Here is a 24,755-nt window from a genome sequence, read left to right on the forward strand (position 1 = left end):
GCCTCAAGCATGCGGCGAGGTCGAGCCCGGGTTACCGGGCGTACCGGGGCCGCCGGCCGGGTGCGGATCGACGGGGATCTGATCGTCCAGCGGCGCGTCGCCCTTGTGCGGAGCGTGGTCGTCGCGCGCGGCGTCGCCATCCGGCCGTCCGCCCTGGCGCATGCGCGGCACGGCCGAAACGACCTTGGCCTTGCTCGCCGGGTCCCACGTCAGCAAATGACGCTGCGGATTCGCGATCTCGATGCCGAGGTTGCTGAAGCGCTCGAGGATGCGCCGGTTGAATTCGCGTTGCACGCCCCAGCGTGACGTATCGCGGCATTGCATCTGACCGGCCAGCGTCACCGCCGAACCGTCGACCGCATCGACACCCCAGAACGAGAAGTCCGACAGGATGCCGTCCTTGAACTTGTCGTCCGCGCGCAGCGATGCGCCGATTTCTTTCAGCGTGTCGATTGCGCGCTCGACGTCCTGGCCGAACACGATGTTCACGCGCACCGCCGCATTGCCGATGCCGCGATTCGTGTTGTTCACGGTCGACACCGAGCTGAACGGTACGGTGAACAGCGAGCCGTCGCTGCCGCGCAGCCGCACGGTGCGAATCGACAGATATTCGACCGTGCCCGACACGCCCGCGAGCGTGACCCAGTCGCCCACCTGCATCGCGTTTTCCATCAGCAGGAAGATGCCGGTGATGAAGTCCTGCACGAGCTTCTGCGAGCCGAAGCCGAGCGCGACGCCGAAGATGCTCGCGCCCGCGAGCAGCGGCCCGATGTTCACACCGAGCTGGCTCAGGCCGGTCAGCACGACGATCAGCGCGATCACGCAGAACAGCGCGCTGCGCAGCATCGGCATCAGTGTGCGCAGACGCGCGGCGCGCACCAGATCGCCGCGGCTCGTCCAGTTGTCGAGGCGGCGTTCGGCCGACACGTTGACCACCTCCCATACCACCAGCGCAATGACCGCGGCCACGGCGATCGTCGCGAGCGCCGAGGCGAGCCGGTGCCCGATCGTGCCGCTGCGGAACAGATCGACGACGTCGACGCCCCACGCCTGCAACAGCACCAGCGCGGTGACGACGCCGAGGATCCAGCCGATCACGCGCCGCAGCGCCGGATAGTATCGGTACGCGTGCTGATGCACGAGCGAGCGCGACTCTTCGTCCTGCACGTGGAAGAGGCGCGCGAGTGCGCCGAAGATCACGATCGACACGAGCCGCGCGCCGATCAGGACCGCGAGCGTCATGCCGCCGATATTGACGAGCGCGTGGTAGCCGTTCTGCACGTCGAAGGCCCAGACGAACCACAGCGCCATCACGATCGTCACCGTGACCCAGGCCCACGCATCGGCGAACGCATTGCCGAACATCTCCAACGACTCGTGCGCGGCAACGCGATTGCGAATCCGGTTGGCGACCGGCTTCGCGCAGCGCAACACGAGGATCGAAATCATTACGTGACCGACGAGCGCGACTACTTTGAGCAGCGCGAGATGCGCGGCATCGTTCATGCCGAGCGCCTGCGCGACCTCGGCGAGCGCGACACCGGCGCCGACCACGCTGACGATCCGCACGATCCAGTCGAGTATGTACCTGGCCCACGCATCACCCATGCGCAGCAGCCGCAGACGCGGCGCGCTCGGCTGCAGGAAGAACGCGCCGACGATCACGACGCAGCGGCACACCACGTAGACGTCGATCAGCGAATCGAGCGCGCGATCCTGCGGCGTGCCGTTGTCGGCGACGATCGAAATCAGCGCGCTCGCCGCGGCGACGAACACGGCAATCGGGATGAGCCGCACCAGCGTAATGAGCAGCGCGCGCGGCAGACGTTGCAGCAGCGTCCAGTGGTGCGTCGCATTGCGCTTGCCTTCGGCTTCGATCGCGCGACCTTTCTCCGATGGCGTCGCGAACGGCGCGGCTGGTCCGGTCGCGACGGCCTGCGCTTCCGCTTCGAGCACCGACGGCAAGGACGACATTGGGGGCAGCGGCGGCGTGCTGGTCGGCGCAGCGCCGGCGGCGCCGTGCGCGGGCGGCGGCGCGCTGTCGTAGTCATCCTGCTGCGCGGCTTCGCGGCGCGCGGCGATCGCCCGATAGACGCGCCGCAGCAGCCGCCGCACCAGCCATTCGAGCAGCAAGGCGGGGATCAGTGCAGCGAGCAGCGACCACAGCACCTGGAACAGCACCATGCGCGCGTGCGGGTTGGCGAACTGCCAGTTCCACCACGCGCGCACCGATGCGACGTCGAGCAGCGCGCCAATCGAGCCCCGCAGCGAGGTCGCGAGATAGCTCGCGTAATGCGCGCCCTGGCGAGCGATCTGCGAGGCGAGACCATTGGATTTGAACGCAGTCGGCACGAGCGACGCGGCGCCGCTGGCGGCGGCCGGCGCCGACGCCGCCGCCGGCGCGGAAGCGGGCGGCGCACTCAAAGCGCCGGCGGCGGCGATCGCCTGCAACGTATCGGTGACTTGCGCGCGACGTTTCGGGTCGTTCAGCACGGCGAGCGCGTCGTGGGCCTGCTGAGGAGTCAGGGTAACGGCGGCGGACGCGGGCGCGACGGGCGTAGCGGGCGTAGGGTGGGCGGGCTGCGGCGCGGCGGCGAAGGCGGGCGCCGCGCCGGCGAGCAGAAAAATCAGGAAACAGACACGCAGAATTTTTTGCATAGGGTGTAAAGCGGGATGAAACCAGGGCGGTCGAATGTGCCGGAACGTGGGACTGATTCAGCCGGGCGACCCGGGACCGACACGGGTCGGGGGGGCGAAGTTCCTGCGGCGGAGGCCCGCCGGACGGGCGAAAGGGCCGCGAGGACGGCGCCCGCCGGGCGTGGCGTTGATGCGACAGGATAGCCTATGCTGGCCGGCAGGCCTGTCGAAGGCAGCAGAACGCCTGCCCTGAGAGCACCGTGGGCGGGGCGGAGCGCGAGGTAGGAGGCCGCTTGCCGGATGGCAAGGCTGGCGCTGGCGCGGGGAGGTCCTGGACGACTACGTTACGTGTCGACAGGGTGTTGTAAGGCCGGAATAATCAATCGCCGTGAGCATGCGCTGCTAAGCGTTCACTGCAAAAAACGCTTAAATCCGCGCTCATGCCACTGACGAGGTGTGCCGCTGGGCTTCGTCGTCGGCATCGGGGCCGCTGCTCGCGCCGCGTCCCGTCGGCTCCTGATGCAGGCGGTTCGCGTGCATCAGCCGGTACAGCGTCGCGCGCGAGATGCCGAGTTCGGCCGCCGCGTCGGATAGCTTGTAGCCGTGCCGCAGCAGCGCGCTTTCGATCGCGTCCTTTTCGGCCTTGCTGCGGATTTCCGCCAGCGTGATCGCCGGGCCATTGTCGGCCTCGGGCAAACCGAGGTCGCTCGCGGTGATGAAGCGGCCCTCGCTCATCACGACCGCGCGGCGCACACAGTTGATCAGCTCGCGCACGTTGCCGGGCCACGGATAGTTCGACATTGCGACGATCGCGTCGCTCGACAGCCCGCGCAATTTGCGCGCGCCGTCCTGCTTGTACATGCTGAGCGCGTAATTGGCGAGCAGCTTGATGTCGCCGCCGCGCTCGCGCAGCGGCGGCTCGACGAGGCGCAGCACGCACAGCCGGTGATAGAGGTCGGAGCGGAAGCGCCCGTCTTCGACGGCGCGGTCCAGATCGACGTGGGTCGCCGAGATCACGCGCACGTCGATGCTGATCGGACCGTTGCCGCCAAGCCGCTCGATCGTGCCTTCCTGCAGGAAGCGCAGCAGCACCGCCTGGCACTCGTGCGGCATGTCGCCGATTTCGTCGAGAAACAGCGTGCCTTCATGCGCGCTCTCGATGCGGCCGATCTTGCGTTGCAGCGCGCCGGTAAACGCGCCGCGCTCGTGGCCGAACAGTTCGGCCTGCAGCAGGCTCGGCGGAATCGCCGCGCAATTGATCGCGACGAACGTGCGGCCCGCGCGCGGCGAGCGGTCGTGAATAGCACGAGCGGTCAGCTCCTTGCCAGTGCCCGATTCGCCCGCGATGAACACCGGCGCGTCGGTCACGCCGCATTTGTCGATGCGCCGGTAGAGCTGCTGCATCGGCTCGCATTGTCCGACCATGCCGTGACGGCCGAGCGACGGTTCCGGCGCGACGCGCGGCTGACGCAGGCTCGACAGTCCGTGCGCGTGGCCCAGTGCGAACACGAGCCGCTCGTTGAGCCACGGCTGTGTGACGAAGTCGAAGCAGTAATCGAGGATGAAGCGGCTGACCAGCTCGTTGTCGGCCTGGCCCGGCACGATCTGCGCGACCCAGTTGGTTTCGACGCGGCGCATGCACAGCGCGAGCGCGGACAGCTGTTGTGACGTGCAATCTTCGGGCAGCTGAACCAGACCGACCTTGATGTTGCCGCGTTCGATCATGCGTTCGGCTACGGCCGTGCTTTTTGCGTGCACGGCTTGCCATCCCGACGCGGCCAGAAACTCGGCGAGTTTCTGGTCGGGCGCGTTCGCCACGTACAGAACCGTGCGTTCCATGTCGGCCGGCGTGCAAGTCGTAGTCATGGTTCCCCCGTTCGATCCTCAGGACTGCTGTGCGACGTAGTGAGATTCAGGCGGCCAGTCGCGGCACTCCGGCTGCGACGCATTCACGGCAGCAGTACTCACGAACAAGGGACACACTGCAAGCGCGGCGCGAACCGCAACGCGCTGCATGGCGGACCGATTCATGCAATGGCGGCGAACTTGTCGTTCATTGCTGAAACTGCCCGGCGACTTTATCCCCGAATCGTGAAAACCACTTGAACCGTGGCTTGCCTCGTTGACCTGATACAAGCGCTCTGATTGGCGCATGGCCTAACGATAAGCTAAAGCGCCTGAAAGTGCCAGACAAAGAAACATGGATGAAGCATGCCTGTTGGATTTCGGATTAACGCGGATCACTAATGAATAAGAGGTCAAGGCCGCTTATGCGAGGAATCGCACATTTCATAGCAATTGCCCTGGTATTAAGGCGTGACTAAAACGGACGGGGAGCGAGCCGTCATGTTTCACACTTGCGACAGATCGGACGGCGCGAGTCGAATGCGTTTTGCCGCCCCGGGCGGGGTGCCTCGCCGACCGGGAGGGGCGGCGAAGCCGCGTGCGGCTGGGATCGCGGCCGCCCGGCGGCCCTGCGGGACGGGGCCGCGCACGCGCTTTGCGACCGGCGCACGGCGAATTGGCGTGTCAGAAACGAATCAATACGCGCCGCACTAAAAATTCGGGCAGGTTCGCGCCGCGTCAAAAGCAAACCGACTTCACGGTGGCGTGAAGCTTTGACGGGCGCCTTACCGATTGGAACGCGAGTTGGCATAACCGTTGCAATAAGGTCTGCACAGAAAAATGTTTTGCCGCCTGGTCGACGGTACGGGGAAAACCGGATTAAGAAATGACCAGCGGTAAAAATGTCACTCGCAGACAAGGTCGGGGAAGCCATCAGGTGTTTGCGGGAGCGCGGCGAGGCCTTCTTAAATACGTCAATAAAGCGGGGGAGTGGCGGACCGGTATGCCGGCCATTCAAAACCGGACGAAAAAAGGCATTGACTTCGCCGTTTTTCCTTTTCGACTTTTTGTCCTGACGACGCGAAAAGGTTGGCGATAACGACAGGCAGCGCGCTGGCAACGTTTGCGAGCGACGCGCCGCAAAGGGAAGGGGCAGCGCCGGACCAGGACCGCCCGGCGCGATGAAGCGGGGAGAGAGGCCATAGTCTCCACAGAGAGACGAATGTACGAGGTGAACCAGGGGCCGTGTCCGTGGGTTGGCACGGGCACGGCGACCTGGCCCAGTGGCTGGGGCGCTGCGACGAAACGGCGAGACCTGGCGCAGATCTGATCGAAATCGGGGGCTGTCATGAAACCACAACTGAATCGCAGGCCGGCCGCATCGGAGGGAACGGGGCACACTTACCGGCGCTATGTCGCGGCGTCGCGGGCGCGCTTTTTCGCCCAGTCGGCGGGTTCGTCGGTCGACCTGCTGACGCTCGTCGTCGCCGAGGCGCTCGAGCGCCGCGCGCAGGCCGAGATCCGCCGCGGCGTGCTGCGCGACGCGCTGTACGACATGCCGGCGCGCGCCGAGCGCAGCGCAGCCCATCGGCGCGACGACGATGAAGCCGACGGTGACACCGACGCGTGATGCCCGGCCCTCGGCGGAGCCTCACGACGGCCGCACAGGGAGCCCGATAACATCGTTTGCCGGCGCATGGTCTTCACGGAGGAGCGCCGCGGTAAGGCGCTCGCGCCGAAGCCTGGGGGCGCCGATCGTGAACAGACGACTTGAATAAAAACCCGCGCATGACGCGCCAAGCGCCGAAGAGCTGCCATGATCGACATCTTCCTGATTGCCGCGAGCATTGAAAACGCGCAGCGCATCGTCGTGCGGCTCGAAGAGAGCGGTGTGCGCTACCGGCTGCACACCGCGTACGGTTCGGCCCGGCAACTGCCGATGCATCTGCGCATGGTCCGCGGCGCCGACCTGCTGATCGTCGACGACGCCAATCTGAACGTCCGGGGACTCGACGGCATCGAGGAAACGCTCGCCTGCGCGCCGACGCTCCATTGCATGCTGGTGACGCCGGCGCCGTCCACCGCTCTGATCGGCGCGGCGCTGCGCGCCGGCGTGCGGCATGTGCTGTCGTGGCCGCTCGATCGTCAGGACGTCGCCGATGCGCTCGCGCAGATCGAGGCGTGGCGCCGCGAGCCCGAGCGGCGCGGCGCGCGCGTGGTCACGCTGGCGTCGAGCAAGGGCGGCAGCGGCACCACGCTGATCGCGGTCAACCTCGCGTGCGCGCTCGCCGCGCAGCGCGAGCGTCGCGTGCTGCTGATCGACCTGAGCCAGCAATTCGCCGACGCGAGCCTGCTGATGGCGAATCGCCCGCCGCCCATGACGCTCGCCGATCTGTGCTCGCGCAACGAGCAACTCGACGCGGCGCTGTTCGACGCGTGCGCGATGCACGTGCGCCCGAACCTCGATCTGCTCGCCGGCGCAGGCGATCCGTTGAAGGCCGCGGAACTGTTGCCTGGGCAACTCGACCGGATTCTGACGCTGGTGCGCGAGCGCTATGACGCGGTGCTGATCGACATCGGCCCGAGCCTGAATCCGTTGACGATCCGTGCGCTCGCGCATAGCGACGCGATCTGCATGGTGGTGCGGCAGAACCCGCTGTATCTGCATGGCGCGCGCCGCATGCTCGATATCTTCCGCGAACTCGGACATCCGGCCAGCAAGGTGCGGATCGTCGTCAACCAGTACGACAAGGATGCGCAGATCAACCTGCCGATGCTCGAACGCACGCTCGGCGCGAAGGTCGCGCATCAACTGCCGCGCGACGATCAGCACGTCAACGACGCGCTGAGCCGCGGCGTGCCGCTCGTCACTAGTGCGCGCGACAGCGGGCTTGCGCAAGGCATCGTCCTGCTGGCGAAGATGCTGTGGCCCGCCGGTGCCGAGCGCCGCAGGAGCGTGCTCGGCCGGCTGCTGGCAACGTGGCCGAATCAGCCGCCGCAATTGAAGCCCGGTGTCTAGGCGGCCTGCTTGCCGGCTACTGCCCGCGATCGGAAGCACATCCGGTGCGGCTGCCGCGGTGCGGCTTTCGCCCGGCGTGCAACTGATCCCTGAAACGGCCGGCGCGGCTTTCTGCTCGTGAACTTCGGGATTGGCAACCTGATCTTCTATGGTTGCCAGTCCGCGCTGCAAGTTGGTCGCATCCTGCTCGAAGAGAAGCTGCTGTCCGACGACGAGCGCTATCGCGCATACCGTAGTAAGGTGAGACACAGGGGCATCCCCGGCATATTCTGAAGGTCTGGAGCGGCGGCGTCAGCGTTTCGAAAGCGATGGGCAGGCTCGCGCCGTCCGGTCAATCAAGCAGGAAAATCACGTGAGCGCAGTACCGTCCATGCAACACGCGCAGGGTTTCAGCGACCTCGCGTCGATCCTGGCCAATCCGATTCTCAATACGGATTCGTACAAGGCATCGCACTATCTGCAATATCCGCCCGACGCGACGGGGATGTTCTCGTACATCGAATCGCGCGGCGGACGTTACGAGCGCACGCTGTTCTTCGGCCTGCAGATGCTGCTGAAGGAGTATCTGTGCCGGCCGGTGACCGGCGCGATGATCGACCAGGCCCGCGGCTTCTTCGGCGCGCACGGCGAGCCGTTCAACGAAGCGGGCTGGCGCTACGTCGTGCAGCAATACGGCGGCTATCTTCCCGTGCGGATTCGCGCGGTGCCGGAAGGCTCCGTCGTGCCGACCCACAACGTGCTCGTCACCGTCGAATGCGACGACCCCGAGGTGTTCTGGCTCGCGTCGTATCTGGAGACGATGCTGATGCGCGTCTGGTATCCGATCACGGTTGCAACGCAAAGCTGGCATCTGCGCCAGACGATCCGTGAGTATCTGCTGAAAAGCAGCGACGACCTGTCGCAACTGCCGTTCAAGCTGCATGATTTCGGCGCGCGCGGCGTGTCGAGCGCGGAGTCGGCGGCGATCGGCGGCGCGGCGCATCTGGTCAGCTTCATGGGTTCGGATACGGTGCTCGGCGTGGTTGCGGCCAATCACTACTATCACGACAGCATGGCGGCGTTCTCGGTGCCGGCGGCCGAGCACAGCACGATCACGTCGTGGGGCCGGGAGCGCGAGGTCGATGCGTATCGCAACATGATCGCCCGCTTCGGCAAGCCGGGCGCGATCGTATCGGTGGTGTCCGATTCCTACGACCTGTTCGCCGCGCTGAACGCCTGGGGCGGCGAGTTGAAGCAGGCCGTGCTCGATGCCGGCGGCACGCTCGTGATTCGGCCGGACTCCGGCGATCCGTGCACGATCGTCCTGCACACGCTGCGCTCGCTGGAGGCGTCGTTCGGCTCCCAGACGAACAGCAAGGGGCGGCGCGTGCTCGACCATGTGCGTGTGATTCAGGGCGACGGCGTGAACCCGGATTCGATCGTCGCGATCCTCGCCGCGATGGACGAGGCCGGCTTCGCCGCCGACAACATCGTGTTCGGCATGGGTGGCGCGCTATTGCAGCAGATCAACCGCGATACGCAGCGCTTCGCGATGAAGTGCTCGGCGATCCGGCTAGGCGACACGTGGCACGACGTGTCGAAGGATCCGGTCACGGATCACGCCAAGCGCTCGATGAAAGGCCGGCTCACGTTGCTGCGCCATCGCCGCAGCGGCGAGTACCGGACGGTGACGTTGCCGATCGTGTGGGACGTGCGCACGGTGGCGGGCGAGTGGGACGAAGCGCTCGAGACGGTGTTCGATGCGGGCCGCTTGCTGGTGGATGCGTCGCTGGCCGAGATTCGAAGCCGCGCGTATGCGGACGAGGCTTGATTCACTTCTCCTGGCGCGGGTTCAGCCATGTCTGACGATCCGTTGAGCACTGACTGCATGCGCGCATGGCTAGGCGAGGCCGCCGAACCCGGGTGCGCCGATACGCGTCTGTTCGCCCGACTGATCGCCGCGCGCGAGGTTCGCAATGAACTCGCGTTGCTCGGCCTGCCAGCGCACGCATGGCGCGCGCTGCTAGCGAGGCACTTCGTTGGTGCGCGCATTCCGGCCTTGCCGCTTTCGGTGGTTCCCAGCGAACACGCGAACTTCGTCCACGCACTGCACGCGCTGCTCGTCGCGAACGCGAGCAGCGCGGTTGATCCCGACGACGCGCATTGCCTCGCGACGATCATCGCCCATGCATGTTTGCGTCCAGATCATCTATGGCGCGACCTCGGCCTCGCGGGCCGCGATGACGTGACGTGGATGCTCACGCGCTACTTTCCGGCACTGGTCGCGCGCAACGTCGATAACCTGCGCTGGAAGAAATTCCTCGCCGCGCAATGCGCGCTTTCTCTGGGCCAGGAGCCGGGACCAGCGCCGGGTTGCCCAGGCTGTGAAGACTACGGATACTGCTTTCCAGGGCGGCTTTGACGCGCGTCCCCGGAGGTCGCGGCGCGAAACCGTTCGTGTATGCTTGCGCGCATGACCGACACCGCAAAACCCACGAAAACCAAAGCCGCTCCGGCGACGAAGTCCACGAAGACGCGTCCCGAAGTGCGCTTCAGAATGCGCATCCGCAACGGCGATGCGGTTGCACTCGGGCCAGGCAAGGTCGATCTGCTCGAAGCGGTGCGCGAATGTGGTTCGATCTCGGCGGCGGCGCGCAGTCTCGACATGTCGTACCGGCGCGCGTGGCTGTTGATCGACGAGTTGAACCGCTCGCTGAAATCGCCGGCCACGCATTCGGAGCAGGGCGGTCAGAGCGGCGGCGGCTGCACGCTGACGCCGGTCGGCGAAACCATCATCCGCCTGTATCGCGACGTCGAGGAAGAGGCGCGGCGAAGCTGTGCGAAGCAGATCGCCGAACTGATGAAACTGATTCGCCCGTGAAGGGTTTCGTTCGCGCCTGAGAGACAGGCGCTCAGCCGTGCCGCAAACAGAACGCCGAAGGCGGCGGATTGCGAAGCTGCGCGACGTGCTCCGGATGCAGCCGCGCGATCAACTCGACGAAGCTCGCGACGCTCGCCGTGCGCAGCGGGTGATAGTCGATCCCATGACGCTCGCAGATCCGCTTCAGCGTGGACATCGAATCGTGATCGACGCAATCAACCGGAAACACGACGATATCCGCGCCCGGCAGCGCGGCGGCCAACAGCCCCTTGCGATCCTCGATGCCGCCGTCATGCACCACCAGTTCGCCGCCGGCCGCATCGACGAGCCGCTTGAGCGCGGCATTGGAGCCGGGCCGGCCGCCCACGTAAATGATCCGTTTGCCCTGCACGCCGACGAGGCTCGCGCGGCGCGGGCCGGTGGCGTTCTCGGCATCGGCGGCCTCGACGGTCGCACGTTCGAGCGCGTCGCACTCGTTCTGTACGAGTTTGAGCAGCGCGAGCGCGTGATCGCGGCTTTGACGCAGCGCCGCAGCCGCGTCCTGTTCCTGCTGCATACGTTGCTCGGCCGCCTCGCGCCGGCTCGTATGCAGCGCAACGCGTTGATCGGCGACGGCGAGCCACTCGCGTAGTTGCTGCACCTGGGCTTCGAGGCCGATGGTGTCAGCGGGCAACGGGTTTGCTTGCAGTCGCGCGATCTGATCGTTGAGCGCCGCGATCGACGCATCGCGCTCGATGCATAGTTGCTGCATGCGGCTTTGTTGCCGGTCGATTTTCTCCTTCAGCGCGGCGTTTTCTTCCTCCAGCGCGACGAGCCGGCGTATGTCCGCGCGATTGGCCGCGCCGACCAGATGCGACAGCATGTGCAAGTCGCCGAATGCCTTCTGGCGGACTGGCATCGTTGCGAGCGGATGGGTCATCAGCGCCCAGTAAGCGGATGGGATGTCGCCGCTTTTGAGCGCTTCGTCCCACAGCGTCAGTAGCCCGGTATCGTCGGCGGCGTTGGCGAAGCGGCGGATCGCGATTGCATAGCGTTCGTCGAGCAGCTTGTGCAGCGCCTTCGCACCCGGACCGCCGGCGATCGCGAGTTCAACCGCCGTGTGGTGGATCTCGAGATCGGTCGAGTCGTGGCGATCGAGGGCGGCAAATTTCGGCACCAGCTTGCGCAATTCGTGCGTGCCCAGACAGGTGCCGATGATCGAGCAATGCAGATGACAGTCGAGTTCGGACAGACGCGCGCGACGTCTGACGTTCGCCGGCGCTGCATTGACTGGCGAGCAGCAGGCGTCGTGCGGCGCGCGGATGCCGGTGCTCGCAAGCTCGTCGCCTGATAGCTTGAGGCGCTGAGGCTGAGCCATTGGAAACGGGGGCGTATGCATGTCGGTCTCGAATCCGGTTCGTGTCAGTCGTGCCGAACGCGTGCGTGGCACCCGTTCACTGCAAATTCATCGTCGTCGATGTATTCGCGTTGATATAACGGTACGCGAGAATAGCGGTCATTCGGCGGCTCCTGTGCTTCGTTGAACTTCGCCGCTCGTCGGCAAGCCCTACCGTAATATTCGAGAGGATATAACGAAAGGCCGCCGCTGTGTGGACGCGAAACCTGACGACCGTTCGCTATCACCGAGCTGGATTCACGTAGCGGCGCTGCCGTCAGCCTCAGTCTTTACCACCACGCGCGAAGCGCAGGAACGCCTTGACGGCCGGCGCTCGCTCGTGCTGACGGAACGCGAGCGCGATTTCGGACCTGATCGGCTGACCAGCGATGTCGCGGTAGACGACGCCGGGCAGCGCAATGCAATCGGCGAGCGTATGCGGCACGACCGACACGTAGCCGCCGAGCGACACGCAGGCGAGCACGGCCGCGAGCGTGCCAGGACGCGGGCCGAGCCGCGCCGAGAAACGCCCGCGCCGCGCGACTTCGAAGGTGCCTGACTCCTGTTCGGGCAGGACAAAACACTGGTCGCGCAACTGCGCGGGACGCACGCTGGCCGAGCTCGTGAGTGGAGAATCAGCCGGCAGCGCGAGCACGAATCGGTCGCGATGCACGGTCGTGGCCTGAATGCCGCTCGCGAGCGGCATCGGCGGACGCACGTAGGCAGCGTCGAGCAGACCGTCGCCGAGCATCGCGGCGACCTCGTCCATCGGCACTTCGCGGATCGATACCTCGACGCCCGCATGGGTGCCGCGAAAGCCGCCGACCGCTTTCTGCAAGACGCCCGCATAGGCGGCCGACGCCACATAGCCGATCTCGATGCGTCCCACTTCGCCACGTCCGGCGAGCAACGCGCGCTGCGCGGCGCGCTCGAGATGATCGAGCGCGACCAGCGCTTCGGCGAGATAGGCGCTGCCCGCCGCGCTCAACGCGACCGAACGCTTCGTGCGATAGAACAGCCGCACGCCGAGCAGGCGCTCGGTCTCCTGAATCAGCCGCGTCAGCGACGGCGCGGCGATGCCGAGTTCGTCGGCGGCGCGCGCGAAATGCAGCTGTTGAGCGACGCACACGAAGGCACGGATATGACGCAGTTCAAGTTGTCGCATGCTTTTCCAGTATTGATCGAATTGCTAATTATTCTGTGATTTTAGGTGAATGACAGGCAATAGTACGGCGGTTACGATGACGTCACTTCCGCTCCGTCCTTCGCGTTTTCGCGAACGATCCCTATGTCATCTGTCCGCCACCGCCATGCGTCGGCAACGCCGCTGCCCGCCGCCCGTCCCGCTTTCGTGCTGGCCATCGCGTCGGCCACCTGCGCGCTGATCGTGCTCGATACCAATGTGGTCGCCGTGTCGCTGCCGTCGATTGCGCGCTCGTTCCACGCGAGCTTCGCCGAGGTCGAATGGGTCGTCAGCGCCTACATGGTCGCGTTCGCGTCGTGCCTGCTGTGCGCGGGTGCGCTCGCCGATCGCGTGGGCCGCAAGCGCATGCTGCTCGTCGGGCTCGCGGTGTTCAGCCTGGCGTCATTTGGTTGCGGGCTCGCGACATCGGCGCTCGTGTTGAACGTGGCGCGCGCGGTCAAAGGCGTGGGTGCCGCGATGCTGCTGACGGCCGCGCTCGCGGTCATCGCCAACACCTTTCACGACGGCCCCGCCCGCGTACGCGCGTGGGCGGTGTGGGGCACCTGCATGGGCGTCGCGACGACGATCGCGCCGCTGGTCGGCGGCGTGATCACGCAATGGCTCGGCTGGCGCTGGATCTTTCTGCTCAATCTTCCGGTGTGCGCCGTGCTTGGCTGGTGCGCGTCGCGCGAGCTCGCCGAGTCGCGCAACCCCGCGCCCGGTCCGCTCGATGGCGCCGGCAGCCTGTTATTCGGCCTCGCGCTCGCCAGCGGCATCTGGGCATTGATCGACGCGCCGTCGCACGGCTTTGCAAGCTGGACCACCGGCGCGCGGCTCGCGGTCTGCGCGCTGCTGGGCGGCGCGTTCGTGCAACTGCAGCGGCGCCGCGCGCATCCGATGATCGATCTCGCGCTGTTCCGCCAGCCGCGTTTCGTCGCCGCGGTGCTCGCGATGTTCGGCTATGCCGCATGCGCGCAAGTGATGATGACGTTCCTGCCGCTGTATCTGCAGAACGCGTTCGGCTTGTCGGCGGTGGCCGCGGGCATCGGCATGCTGCCGTTCGCACTTGCGATGGTCGTGGGGCCCTACGTTGGCGCGGCGCTCGGCAGACGGATTCCGCCGATGCTGCTGCTGAGCGCGGGCCTGCTGCTGATCGCGCTCGGCAATCTGCTGACCGCGTTCGCGGCCGGCGGCGCGCGCTACGCATGGGTCGCGGGCGGCATGTTCGTGACCGGACTCGGCGCGGGCGTGCTGAACGGCGACACCCAGAAGGCGATCATGGCGTGCGTGCCGCCGGAGCGGACCGGGATGGCTTCGGGGATCAGCACGACGACGCGCTTTACCGCGATCGTCACCTCGGTCGGCGTGCTCGGCGCGGTACTGGCCGCGCACACGCGCGCGGCGTTCGTCGCGGCCACGCCACTGACGCCGGCCGTGCGCGCCGCGCTCGACGCCGGGTTCATGTCGCGCGTGATGGCGGGCGACACCGCGCAGGCCACTGTGTCACTGGCGCCCGCGCTACGCGCGACGCTGACGGCGGCCGCTCAGGCAAGCTTCGCCGCGGGTTTTGCTGCGGCGCTGGGCGTGGCGGCGCTCGTCGCGGCGTCGGTGGCCGTGGTGGTGTGGGGGCTGGCCGGGCGGACGGAGGTCGTGCGGATGACGGGCGCGGTATCGGAGGGGTGAAGCGGGAAGCCGGAATCGTGCGGCGGTGATCGTGCGGCAGGAATCGTGCGGCAGGAAAAGTAAAGCCATCACCGGCTCGCGCTGCCCCCATTCTTCCCGTTTTCCTATATCGTGTGCGCCATGCCCGCCGCCTACCGCGCGCGGGCTGTTTTTCCGGAGCGCGGCGCGACTGCGCGCATGCATCATGCGCTCCCGCAATACACCATACGAGATCAATGAGCCATCCCAACACCGAGCTGATCGAACGCTTCTACACCGCCTTCCAGCAACGCGACGCCGAGACCATGGTCGCCTGTTATGCCGACGACGTCGTCTTCAGCGACCCCGCCTTTGGCGAGCTGGTCGGCGACGAAGCGCGCGACATGTGGCGCATGCTCGTCAAGCATGCGCAGGACTTCACGCTGACCTTCAGCGATATCGAAGCGGACGACCGCACCGGCCGCGCGCAGTGGGTGGCTCGCTACCGTTTCGTCCAGACTGGGCGCGACGTCGTGAACCGGATCGAGGCGCGTTTCGTGTTCCGCGACGGGCTCATCGTCGAGCATCGTGACCGCTTCGATCTGTGGCTGTGGATGCGGCAGGCGATGGGCGTGCGCGGCACGCTGTTCGGCTGGTCGCCGTTCGTGCAGCGGCTGCTGAGGCAGCAGGCGCGCCGGGGCCTGCTGCACTATCGCGGGCAGTTGCAGCGCGAGCGCGAATAGGCGCGTGCGGGCGCCGCGCCCATCGCGCTGGCTATCATCGAAGCACGAGCGTGCCGGCACTCGTTGCCGGGCCGCTGCAAGGGAAGCGCTATGCGAGTCGTCGATGCCGCCTGGCAAGATTGGCTGAGCAGCAATGTCGCGCGCGGCTGCACGCCGGGCTCGATGATCGACGCGATGGTGCAGGCCGGTTTTGCCGACGGCGACGCCCGCGTTGCCGTCCATCATGCGTTCGACCGGCGCACGGCCGACTCCGCCACGATGGTCGCCGTCGCCGATCCGGCCACCCAGCCTTATCGATACGACGACGCGCCAGTCGCGCGCGGCAACCTGATCCACACCGACGACCGCGCCGTTCGCGTGCTGCTGCGCTGCGAGCATCCGCAGCTCGTGGTGTTCGCCGACCTGCTGTCCGTCGCCGAATGCGCCGAGCTGATCGAACGCTCGCGGGATCGGTTGGCACGCTCGACGACGGTCAATCCGCTGACCGGCCACGAGGACGTGATCCGCAATCGCACCAGCGAGGGCGTCTGGTATCGGCGCGGCGAGGACGAGTTGATCGCGCGAATCGAACGGCGCATCGAGAGCCTGACGAACTGGCCGCTCGAAAACGGCGAGGGCCTGCAGGTGCTGCATTACGACACGAGCGGCGAATACAGCCCGCATTTCGACTTCTTCTCGCCCGATCAGCCGGGCAGCGCGGTGCACACCGCGCAGGGCGGCCAACGCGTCGCGACGCTGATCATCTATCTGAACGACGTCGCCGACGGCGGCGAGACGGTGTTTCCCGCGGCGGGCCTGTCGGTCGCGGCGCGCGCGGGCGGCGCGGTGTATTTCCGCTACATGAACGGTGAGCGCCAGCTCGATCCGTCGACACTGCACGGCGGCGCGCCGGTGCTGGCCGGCGACAAATGGATCATGACGAAGTGGATGCGCGAGCGCGCGTACGGCTGAGGCTGAATTCCGCGAGTGGTAAGCGTGCTGACACGGCGCCTAGTCGGCCGTTTTGTAAACGTCCGGCCGGTGCAGCTCCATATACCGCTCGGGGTTCGCGAGCGACGTGAACCCATGCGGCGCATAGACGTGATGCGCGTCGGTCGTGACCAGCACGATCCTGCGCAGGCTGGCGAGCGAGGGGCTCGCGAAGATGTGTTTCATCAACACCGACGCATACCCCCGGCCGCGATACACCGGCAGTACGAACACGTCGCACAGGTAAGCGAAGGTCGCCGCGTCGGTGATGAGGCGCGCGAACGCGATCTGCTTACCGTCGACAAAGCCGCCAAAGCACAGCGAACCGGCGACGGCCCGCTCGAAGGTCGCGCGCGGCATGCCCTTGGCCCACGGCGTTTCCCGCGACAGGAACGTGTAGACCATGTCGAGGTCGAGATCGTCGTTGCGGCTGGAAATCGTCAGTTCGCCTGCTTGCAAGTCGCGTCTCCCTGGTTCGCGTAGCGGTAGCGTGTGCCCGTCAGCTCTTCGCCGTGGTCTCGCCGCCGCGCGAGCCTCCGCCGATGCTCTGTCCGGCGTTGCGCGCGAGCCCCATATAACCGAGCACCGACAGCAGCGTCAGCACGCCGGCGAACAGGAACGCGAGGCGGAAATCGTCGAGAGTGAACACGTGGCCGGTCGTCTCGCCGTTGAACAGCGCCGCGACGCGCAGCGACACCGCGCCGAACGCGATGCCTAGACCGATCGTCATCTGCGCGGCCGCGCTCCACAACGTGCTGGCTGCGCTCATCTGCGGCTGCGGGATGTCGGCGTAGGCGAGCGTCGCGAGCGTCGAGAACTGCATCGAGCGCGCGACGCCGTACACGAATACGACGATCAGCACGAACACGAGCGGCACATCCGGCGTCAGCAGTCCGCACGCGATGATGAAAATGCCGGCCACCGCCACGTCGACGATCGACACCATCCGGAAGCCATAGCGTTGCAGGATGCGCGTGGTCAGCGCCTTCATGCCGAGGTTGCCAAGCGCGCTAGCGAGCAGCAGCAGACCCGAGCGGAACGCCGACAGACCGAAGCCGACCTGGAACAGCAGCGGCATCAGATACGGCACCGCGCCGATGCCGATGCGCGTGAACGAGCCGGTGATGACCGTCACCGAGAACGTCGGCACCTTCAGCGTCGACACGTCGACGAGCGGATTCGGATGATGCTTCGCGTGCAGGAAAGCGACCACACCGACCAGCAGACCACCCGCCACGATCGAGATTGCGAGCCACGGGTTGGTGGCCGGCTGGCTCGCGAGCTCCGCGCCGTAGAGGATCGCGGTCAGCGCGACGCCGCTGAGCAGCAGGCCGACGACGTCGAGAGGCTTGCGTTCGGTGCCGCGCAGGTTCGGCACGATGGCGAGCGCGACGGCGATCGCCGCGAGGCCGAATGGCACGTTCAGCAGGAAGATCCAGCGCCACGACGCGTAGGTCGTAATGAAGCCGCCGATCGGCGGGCCGACCACCGGCGCCGCGATGGCCGGCCAGGTGATTGTCGAGATCGCCTGCATCATGCGGGCTTTCTCGGTGCTGCGGACCACGATCAAACGGCCGACCGGCACCATCATCGCGCCGCCGATGCCTTGCAGCAGCCGCGCGGCCGTGAACTCGGGCACGTTCTGCGACAGCCCGCACAGTATCGACGCGACCGTGAACACGCCGATCGCGCTGACGAACACGGTGCGCGCGCCGCAGCGGTCGGCGACCCAGCCGCTCGCCGGGATGAAGATCGCGAGCGCGAGCATGTAGGCGGTCATGCCGAGACTCAGGCTGTTCGGGCCGACGCCGAACGAACGCGCCATCTGCGGCAGCGCGGTGGCGATCACCGTGGTGTCGAGGTACTCCATGAAGAAGGTGGCCGCGACGATGTACGGCAGCCAGCCGACGTGCGCGGTGCGCGTGCCGCTCGTGCTCATCGCGCAAGCTCCTCTGCCAGGCGCCTGAGGGCGGAAAGACCATGGACAGGTCGGCGCGGGCCGCGCGAAGAGTTCGACGTCATGATGCTTGCGACTACCTTTTGATTGCGTTGGGTGTTTCGGCCGTCATCCGGGAAAACGGGCCGGGCGACAGAGGCCGGGGCCGCGAACGGTCGCGCCGGGCTGGCGGGAACATCAGCTTGCCTGATTTTCAGCCCCGATTGCCAGCCCCGATTGCCAGCCCTGATTGCCAGCCCTGATTGCCAGCCCTGATTGCCAGCCCTGAATCCTAACGCAATAAAGAGTCCCATATCGCGGTGGCGTGCAGCGCGTCGCACCGCCGCGCCGCCGCCGGTGCGTCAGTCCTTCGCCGCATACTCCTTGTCCAGCCGGTCATACAGCGGCTTGTTGACGAGCCGCTGGCGCTCGCTGAACGGCGCGACGATCGTCGCGTCCTCGTCGAGGCGGCCGTTGCTTTGCAGCGTGCCGAGCGCGCGCTGCATGCCGAGCACCGCACCTTGCAGCGCCGCGTTCGCGTACAGCACGATGCCGTAGCCAAGCTTGCCGAGCGCGTCGCGCGACTGCACCGGCGTCTTGCCGCCGATCACGATGTTGATCAGCTGCGGCACGTCGAACAGCCCCGGCAAACGCTCGATGTCGGCGAGCGATTCGGTCGCCTCGATGAACAGAATGTCGGCGCCCGCCTCGATGAAGCGATGACCGCGCTCGATCGCGTCCTCGATGCCGTGGACCGCCGCCGCGTCGGTGCGCGCCATGATCTGCAGGTTCGCGTCTTCGCGCGCGTCGACGGCCGCGCGGATCTTGCCGACCATCTCGCTCGTCGCGACGACTTCCTTGCCCGAGAAGTGGCCGCATTTCTTCGGCATTACCTGGTCTTCGAACTGGATCACGTCGGCGCCGCTGCGCTCGAGCACGCGCACGGTCTGGCGCACGTTCAGCGCGTTGCCGAAGCCGGTGTCGGCATCGACGATCAGCGGCAGCGCGACCGCGTCGCGGATCCGCGCGGTGTGCTCGGCGACCTCGGCGAGGCCGATGAAGCCGAGGTCGGGCAGGCCGAGCGACATGTTGGTGACGCCCGCGCCGGTGATATAGACCGCCTCGAAGCCGGCGTCCTCGATCACGCGCGCGCTCATCGCATTGAACGCGCCGGGCACGAGCAGGCCCTGACGCTGATTGACCTTGGCGCGGAAGGCGGCGCGGCGGGTGGCGGAAGTGGTGGTCATGATGCGGGTCTCCAGAAGAGCAATCGTTAGTGGAACGCGGGCGACCTTCCGCAGGAAACGTGCCATAAGCTGGCGTTGTGCGGGTCGGGCCGCTGCAACAAGGGTTTGCGCGAAATGGGCTCGACCTGAAGGTTCGTGGCACAATCGCTGGAACGTTTCATGAAACGTTTCTCGGAACGTTTCAATCAAGGAGAGCCGCGGTGTCCACGTTCACACCATTCGTCGCGAACCCGAGTCCCGCCGTCGATGCCGGCCGCCCCGGCGTCGCACTCGTCAGTATCAGCCGACTGCAATCGCTTTGCGAGGCGGTAGCGCCGCGCTATGCCGGCCGGGCGAAATTCTTCACGGTGCGCGAGGGCTACGGGGCCGCCGTCGCCGCGCTGCAGGCATACGTCGACGCGGGTTCCGTCGACGTCGTACTGTCCGCCGGGTCGAACGGCGCGTACCTGCGCGAGAACCTCAGCGTGCCGGTCGTCATGGTCAAGGTGAACGGCTTCGACGTGTTGAGCGCGATCACGCGCGCCACCGCTACGTGGCCGCAGGCGCGCATCGGGCTCGTGCTGCATGAAGCGATCGCGCAGGAACTGGCCGACCTGAGCCCGCTGCTGAATGTCGATCTGCGGCAACGCGCGTACCGGTCGATCGACGAAGTGCGGCTCGCGGTCGATGAACTCGCCGCGCAAGGCTGCCGCGTGGTGGTCGGCGCCGGCATGGCCTGCGATCTGGCGCAGCAGGCCGGCATGGAAAGCGTGTTCCTGTACTCGCTCGCCGCGGTCGAGGAAGCGTTCGAGCGCTCGGTCGAACTCGCGCGCGTGAGCCGCCAGAAGGAATCGAAGCGGGTGCGCCTGAACACGATCGTCGCTCATCTGCGCGACGGCGTCGCCGCGTTCGACGAAGCCGGCCAGCTCGAAGCGGTCAATCCGGCGATGCTCGAACTGCTCGGTCCAGGCGCTGCCCAGCAGTTTCCCAAAGGCGACGAGGACACCCCGGCGCGAGTCGCTCGTGCGCTCGCGCCGCTGCTGCGCGAGACGCGCACCGCCGAGCAGCCCGTCGACGAACGCATCGAGCAGATCGGCGGCCGCGCGCTGATCGTCAGCTGTGTGCCGATCGTCGAGCAGGGCGCGCGCGCCGGTTTCGTCGTGACCGCGCAGGACGCGCTCGTTGCGCAGCGGATCGACCGTTCGCTGCGTACCAGCCAGCGCCCGAGGCATCTGGTCGCGCGGCATCGGCTCGACGATCTGATCGGCGCTTCAGTGGCGCTCGAACGGGTGCGCCGGCTCGCGCGCGCAGGCGCCGCGCACGACGCGACCGTGCTGCTGAGCGGCGAAAGCGGCACCGGCAAGGAGTTGGTCGCCCAGGGCATCCACAACGCGAGCCGGCGGCGCGGCAATCCGTTCGTCGCGTTCAACTGCGCGGCGCTGCCCGAGGGGCTGATCGAAAGCGAACTGTTCGGGCACGAGGAAGGGGCGTTCACGGGGGCGCGGCGCGGCGGCAAGCCGGGGCTGTTTGAAATCGCGCACACCGGCACCATTTTTCTCGATGAAATCGGCGAGATGCCGGCGGCGCTGCAAAGCCGGCTGTTGCGCGTGCTGCAGGAGCGCGAGGTGATGAAGCTCGGCGCGGGCCGCGCGACGCCGGTCGATGTGCGAGTGATTGCCGCGACGCATCGCGATCTGCACGCGCTCGTCGAGCAGGGCTCGTTTCGCGCGGATCTGTATTTCAGATTAAATCTGCTTCAGATAAAATTGCCGCCGCTGCGCGAACGCCGCGCCGACATCGCGCCGCTGGCGCGCCATCTGCTGGAGCGCAGCGCGCTGCAGTACGGCTTGTCGGCGGCGGCGCTCGAGCGGGTGCTCGCGTTTCTCGCCCCGCTTTTTGCGAACTACGCGTGGCCCGGCAACGTCCGCGAACTAGAAAATCTGCTGGCGCGCGCGGCGATTTATATGGGCGACGTGACCGGCGAGATGTCCGGGAACTCGACCGCCGACGCATTGCCAGACTGGCAGGCTGTGTTTCCCGAGTTCACCCGGGTCAGGCCGGCCGGCGTCGAGCGTGTTACGCAGGCGCCTCAGGGCTCTCCGCCCGGCAGTTCGGCGACCCGCGCCACCCCCAGCCGCGAGGACGCGCTGCGCGCCCTCGAACGATCCGGCGGCAATCGCGCCGCCGCGAGCCGCGCGCTCGGCATCGGCCGCACCACGCTGTGGCGGCTTCTGAAGGGCTGAACCGCCCGGCAAATCATTCCGATAGTCTGGACCGGTAAAGTGAATAGGGTCAGACTATTGATCTCATTAATACAATCCACTTTACCTATTAAGCGCAGTCTGACATACTGACTCCACTTTCCAACCCCCCTCACAGAGAGGATTCAGCAAATGCCGATCATCAACAGTCAAGTCAAACCGTTCAAAGCACAGGCTTACCACAACGGCGATTTCAAGACCGTCACTGAAGAAAGCCTGAAGGGCAAGTGGTCGGTTTTCGTGTTCTACCCGGCCGACTTCACGTTCGTGTGCCCGACCGAACTGGGTGACCTGGCCGATCGTTACGAAGAGTTCAAGAAGATCGGCGTTGAGATCTACAGCGTCTCGACCGACACGCACTTCACGCACAAGGCCTGGCACGACACGTCGGACACGATCCAGAAGATCAAGTACCCGATGCTGGCTGACCCGACGCTCGCTATCTCGCGCAACTTCGACGTGCTGATCGAAGAAGAAGGCCTCGCGCTGCGCGGCACGTTCGTGATCAACCCGGAAGGCGAGATCAAGCTGTGCGAAATCCACGACAACGGCATCGGCCGTGACGCTGGCGAACTGCTGCGCAAGGTTCAGGCTGCGCAATACATCGCGAAGCATCCGGGCGAAGTGTGCCCCGCCAAGTGGACGCCGGGCGCGGAAACGCTGACCCCGTCGCTCGACCTGATCGGCAAGATCTAAGGTCCGCGCAGCTCACGCTGCACCCGCAGTCTGCATCTACCGGGATCTTCCCGGCGCAACACCCGCGCGAATCGCCTGATACGGCGTATCGCGCGTCCCCGGGCCGCGCACCTCCTATCCGGATGCGCGCGGCGCCGGGACACCCACACCCCTCGTCACGGAATCGCAACGCCATGCTTGACGCCAATCTCAAGACTCAACTGAAGTCGTACCTCGAAAAAGTTAGCAGGCCTATCGAGCTCGTCGCGTCGGTCGACGACAGCGCGAAGTCCCAGGAGCTGCTGGCTCTGCTGAACGACATCGCGACGTTGTCGGAGCGCGTCACGGTGATCGAGCGTCGCGGCGACAGCGAGCGCAAGCCGTCGTTTTCGATTGGCGAAGCGGGCAAGGACACCGGCATCCGTTTCGCCGGCATTCCGATGGGGCATGAATTCACGTCGCTCGTCCTCGCACTGCTGCAGGTCGGCGGCCATCCGGTCAAACTCGACGATGCGGTGATCGAACAGATCCGCAGCCTCGACGGCGACTACCAATTCGAAACGTATTTCTCGCTGTCGTGCCAGAACTGCCCGGAAGTCGTGCAGGCGCTGAACGTGATGGCGTTGATCAATCCGCGCATCCGTCACGTCGCGATCGACGGCGCGCTGTTCCAGAACGAAGTCGACGCGCGCCAGATCATGGCGGTACCGACCATGTTCCTGAACGGCGAAACCTTCGGCCAGGGCCGCAGCGGCGTCAAGGAAATCCTCGCGAAGCTCGACACCAACGCCGGTGCGCGCGCCGCAAAGGAACTGGAAAAGAAGCCAGTGTTCGACACGCTGATCGTCGGCGGCGGCCCGGCGGGCGCGGCGGCAGCGATCTACTCGGCGCGCAAGGGCATTGCGACCGGCGTCGTGGCCGAACGCTTCGGCGGCCAGGTGCTCGATACGCTGGCGATCGAAAACTTCGTCTCCGTAACCGAAACCGAAGGTCCGAAGTTCGCGACCGCGCTCGAACAGCACGTGAAGACCTATGAAGTCGACATCATGGACGTGCAACGCGCCGAGGCGCTGATTCCGGGGCGCATCAACGAAGTGCGTCTCGCGAACGGCGCGGTGCTGAAGGCGAAGACAATCATCCTCGCGACCGGCGCGCGCTGGCGCGAAATCAACGTGCCGGGCGAGCGCGAGTATCGCAATCACGGCGTCGCGTACTGCCCGCACTGCGATGGCCCGCTGTTCAAGGGCAAGCGCGTCGCGGTGATCGGCGGCGGCAACTCGGGCGTCGAAGCGGCGATCGACCTCGCGGGCCTCGTTCGCGAAGTGACGCTGCTCGAATTCGGCGCGACGCTGCGTGCCGACGAAGTGCTGCAACGCAAGCTGCGCAGCCTGCCGAACGTGACGGTCGTCACGCAGGCGCAAACCACCGAAATCACCGGCGACGGCAAGAAGGTCAATGGTCTGGTCTACAAGGACCTCGCTTCGGGCGAAGTGAAGAGCGTCGAGCTCGAAGGCGTGTTCGTGCAGATCGGTCTCGTGCCGAACACCGAATGGTTGAAGGGCACGGTCGAGCTGTCGAAGCATGGCGAGATCGTCGTCGATGCGCGCGGCGCGACGTCGGTGCCGGGCGTGTTCGCCGCCGGCGACGTGACCACGGTGCCGTTCAAGCAGATCGTGATCGCGGTGGGCGAAGGTGCGAAGGCATCGCTGTCCGCATTCGATCACCTGATCCGCAACAGCGAAGAAGTCGCGGTGCTCAGCGACGAGGAAGCTGAAGCAGCGGTTTGATCGGGTCGACCAGAGACGCAAACGGCGGCCCGCGGGTCGCCGTTTTTCATTGTGCGCGAAACCCGGGCCCGCATGGAAGCGGGCCTTTTCGTTAAAGCGCGGGAATCGGTATCAACGTCGATCGAACGAATACTTGCCGGGGCCGGTCACGCACAACAACAGCAAGCCGCCGATGATTGCGATGTTCTTGTAGAAATGAATCATGTTGTCGTACTGCACCGCGCCGGTCATGTTCCAGTAGTGATGGCCGATGATCGCGGTGCCGAGCGTATACACCGCGAGCAGCAGCGCCAGCGGTCGCGTGAAAAATCCCACCAGCAGCGCGACGCCCACGACCAGCTCCATCACCACCGCGATAACAGCCGACAGCTCCGGCACGGGCGCGCCGGAAGACGTCATATAAGCGACGGTGCCGGCAAAGCCGGTCAGCTTCGACCAGCCGAACATCACGAACAGCACCATCAGCAGGATTCGAGCGACGAGAACGATAGTGTCTTTCTGGTTTTCAAACAGTGTGTAGCGCATGATTTTTCCCGATGGCGGAGAGGGGTGAAGCTCGCTGGAAATCGTCGTCCAGCGAGCCGCGTTCAAGGTTGGG

Annotated in this window: 19 protein-coding genes; 11 read left to right on the forward strand and 8 right to left on the reverse strand. The window is 66.2% G+C overall.

Annotation, left to right across the window (positions count from 1 at the left end):
• Positions 1–3: 3 nt before the first annotated feature.
• Together L0U84_RS27120 and L0U84_RS27125 are read right to left on the reverse strand one after the other, a co-directional pair.
• Entirely contained in the window at positions 4–2,658 is a 2,655-nt protein-coding gene (locus L0U84_RS27120; protein WP_233854456.1) for a mechanosensitive ion channel domain-containing protein, read from the reverse strand.
• 417 nt (positions 2,659–3,075) lie between these two features.
• Positions 3,076–4,503: a sigma-54-dependent transcriptional regulator gene (locus L0U84_RS27125; protein ID WP_233854464.1), complete on the reverse strand. Its 1,428-nt coding sequence runs from the start codon at positions 4,501–4,503 to the stop codon at positions 3,076–3,078.
• A 1,327-nt stretch (positions 4,504–5,830) separates the two neighbouring features.
• On the opposite strand from L0U84_RS27125, the gene L0U84_RS27130 reads away from it, so the two are divergent.
• The 5 genes from L0U84_RS27130 (at position 5,831) to L0U84_RS27150 (ending at position 10,361) form a co-directional block, all read left to right on the forward strand.
• Positions 5,831–6,112, forward strand: a complete 282-nt coding sequence (locus L0U84_RS27130) for a hypothetical protein (RefSeq protein ID WP_233854466.1) — start codon at positions 5,831–5,833, stop codon at positions 6,110–6,112.
• A gap of 186 nt (positions 6,113–6,298) precedes the next feature.
• A complete protein-coding gene (locus L0U84_RS27135; RefSeq protein ID WP_233854468.1) occupies positions 6,299–7,501 on the forward strand; it encodes an AAA family ATPase in 1,203 nt (400 codons plus the stop codon).
• Positions 7,502–7,871: 370 nt separating this feature from the next.
• Positions 7,872–9,311: a nicotinate phosphoribosyltransferase gene (locus L0U84_RS27140; RefSeq protein ID WP_233856825.1), complete on the forward strand. Its 1,440-nt coding sequence runs from the start codon at positions 7,872–7,874 to the stop codon at positions 9,309–9,311.
• A gap of 27 nt (positions 9,312–9,338) precedes the next feature.
• Positions 9,339–9,902, forward strand: coding sequence for a nitrogen fixation protein NifQ (locus tag L0U84_RS27145; protein ID WP_442794051.1), 564 nt, complete (start codon positions 9,339–9,341; stop codon positions 9,900–9,902).
• A gap of 39 nt (positions 9,903–9,941) precedes the next feature.
• Positions 9,942–10,361 (forward strand): winged helix-turn-helix domain-containing protein, encoded by a 420-nt coding sequence (locus L0U84_RS27150; protein WP_442794052.1) that lies wholly within the window; start codon positions 9,942–9,944, stop codon positions 10,359–10,361.
• Between the two features lie 31 nt (positions 10,362–10,392).
• Here the strand turns inward: L0U84_RS27150 and L0U84_RS27155 are convergent, their stop codons facing one another.
• Both L0U84_RS27155 and L0U84_RS27160 read right to left on the reverse strand, forming a co-directional pair.
• On the reverse strand, positions 10,393–11,739 hold the full coding sequence (locus L0U84_RS27155) for a DUF2325 domain-containing protein (RefSeq protein ID WP_233854472.1): 1,347 nt from the start codon (positions 11,737–11,739) through the stop codon (positions 10,393–10,395).
• A gap of 280 nt (positions 11,740–12,019) precedes the next feature.
• A complete protein-coding gene (locus tag L0U84_RS27160) occupies positions 12,020–12,901 on the reverse strand; it encodes a LysR family transcriptional regulator (protein WP_233854474.1) in 882 nt (293 codons plus the stop codon).
• A gap of 123 nt (positions 12,902–13,024) precedes the next feature.
• On the opposite strand from L0U84_RS27160, the gene L0U84_RS27165 reads away from it, so the two are divergent.
• From L0U84_RS27165 to L0U84_RS27175, 3 genes are all read left to right on the forward strand, one after another.
• Entirely contained in the window at positions 13,025–14,602 is a 1,578-nt protein-coding gene (locus tag L0U84_RS27165; RefSeq protein WP_233854490.1) for an MFS transporter, read from the forward strand.
• 215 nt (positions 14,603–14,817) lie between these two features.
• Positions 14,818–15,303, forward strand: coding sequence for a nuclear transport factor 2 family protein (locus tag L0U84_RS27170; protein WP_233854492.1), 486 nt, complete (start codon positions 14,818–14,820; stop codon positions 15,301–15,303).
• A gap of 90 nt (positions 15,304–15,393) precedes the next feature.
• Positions 15,394–16,254 (forward strand): 2OG-Fe(II) oxygenase, encoded by an 861-nt coding sequence (locus L0U84_RS27175; RefSeq protein ID WP_233854494.1) that lies wholly within the window; start codon positions 15,394–15,396, stop codon positions 16,252–16,254.
• 39 nt (positions 16,255–16,293) lie between these two features.
• Here the strand turns inward: L0U84_RS27175 and L0U84_RS27180 are convergent, their stop codons facing one another.
• From L0U84_RS27180 to L0U84_RS27190, 3 genes are all read right to left on the reverse strand, one after another.
• Positions 16,294–16,731, reverse strand: a complete 438-nt coding sequence (locus L0U84_RS27180) for a GNAT family N-acetyltransferase (protein WP_233854496.1) — start codon at positions 16,729–16,731, stop codon at positions 16,294–16,296.
• A gap of 40 nt (positions 16,732–16,771) precedes the next feature.
• Positions 16,772–18,211 carry an MFS transporter gene (locus L0U84_RS27185; RefSeq protein ID WP_233854498.1) on the reverse strand — a complete coding sequence of 480 codons (1,440 nt, stop codon included), beginning with the start codon at positions 18,209–18,211 and terminating at the stop codon, positions 16,772–16,774.
• Between the two features lie 359 nt (positions 18,212–18,570).
• Positions 18,571–19,455, reverse strand: coding sequence for an isocitrate lyase/PEP mutase family protein (locus L0U84_RS27190; RefSeq protein ID WP_169499042.1), 885 nt, complete (start codon positions 19,453–19,455; stop codon positions 18,571–18,573).
• A 200-nt stretch (positions 19,456–19,655) separates the two neighbouring features.
• Between L0U84_RS27190 and prpR the strand changes: the two genes are divergently transcribed.
• The 3 genes from prpR to ahpF all read left to right on the forward strand — a co-directional run bounded on the left by prpR (position 19,656) and on the right by ahpF (position 24,157).
• The gene (gene prpR, locus L0U84_RS27195) at positions 19,656–21,677 is read left to right on the forward strand and encodes a propionate catabolism operon regulatory protein PrpR (RefSeq protein ID WP_233854500.1); all 2,022 of its coding nucleotides are present in this window, start codon (positions 19,656–19,658) and stop codon (positions 21,675–21,677) included.
• 150 nt (positions 21,678–21,827) lie between these two features.
• The gene (ahpC, locus tag L0U84_RS27200) at positions 21,828–22,391 is read left to right on the forward strand and encodes an alkyl hydroperoxide reductase subunit C (protein WP_129958340.1); all 564 of its coding nucleotides are present in this window, start codon (positions 21,828–21,830) and stop codon (positions 22,389–22,391) included.
• Positions 22,392–22,564: 173 nt separating this feature from the next.
• Positions 22,565–24,157 carry an alkyl hydroperoxide reductase subunit F gene (ahpF, locus tag L0U84_RS27205; protein WP_233854509.1) on the forward strand — a complete coding sequence of 531 codons (1,593 nt, stop codon included), beginning with the start codon at positions 22,565–22,567 and terminating at the stop codon, positions 24,155–24,157.
• Positions 24,158–24,268: 111 nt separating this feature from the next.
• Here ahpF and L0U84_RS27210 read toward each other — a convergent pair whose 3' ends face one another.
• Positions 24,269–24,682 (reverse strand): DoxX family protein, encoded by a 414-nt coding sequence (locus L0U84_RS27210; RefSeq protein WP_129958338.1) that lies wholly within the window; start codon positions 24,680–24,682, stop codon positions 24,269–24,271.
• Positions 24,683–24,755: the final 73 nt, after the last annotated feature.

It is taken from the genome of Paraburkholderia sp. HD33-4, from assembly GCF_021390635.1.
Lineage (GTDB): Bacteria > Pseudomonadota > Gammaproteobacteria > Burkholderiales > Burkholderiaceae > Paraburkholderia.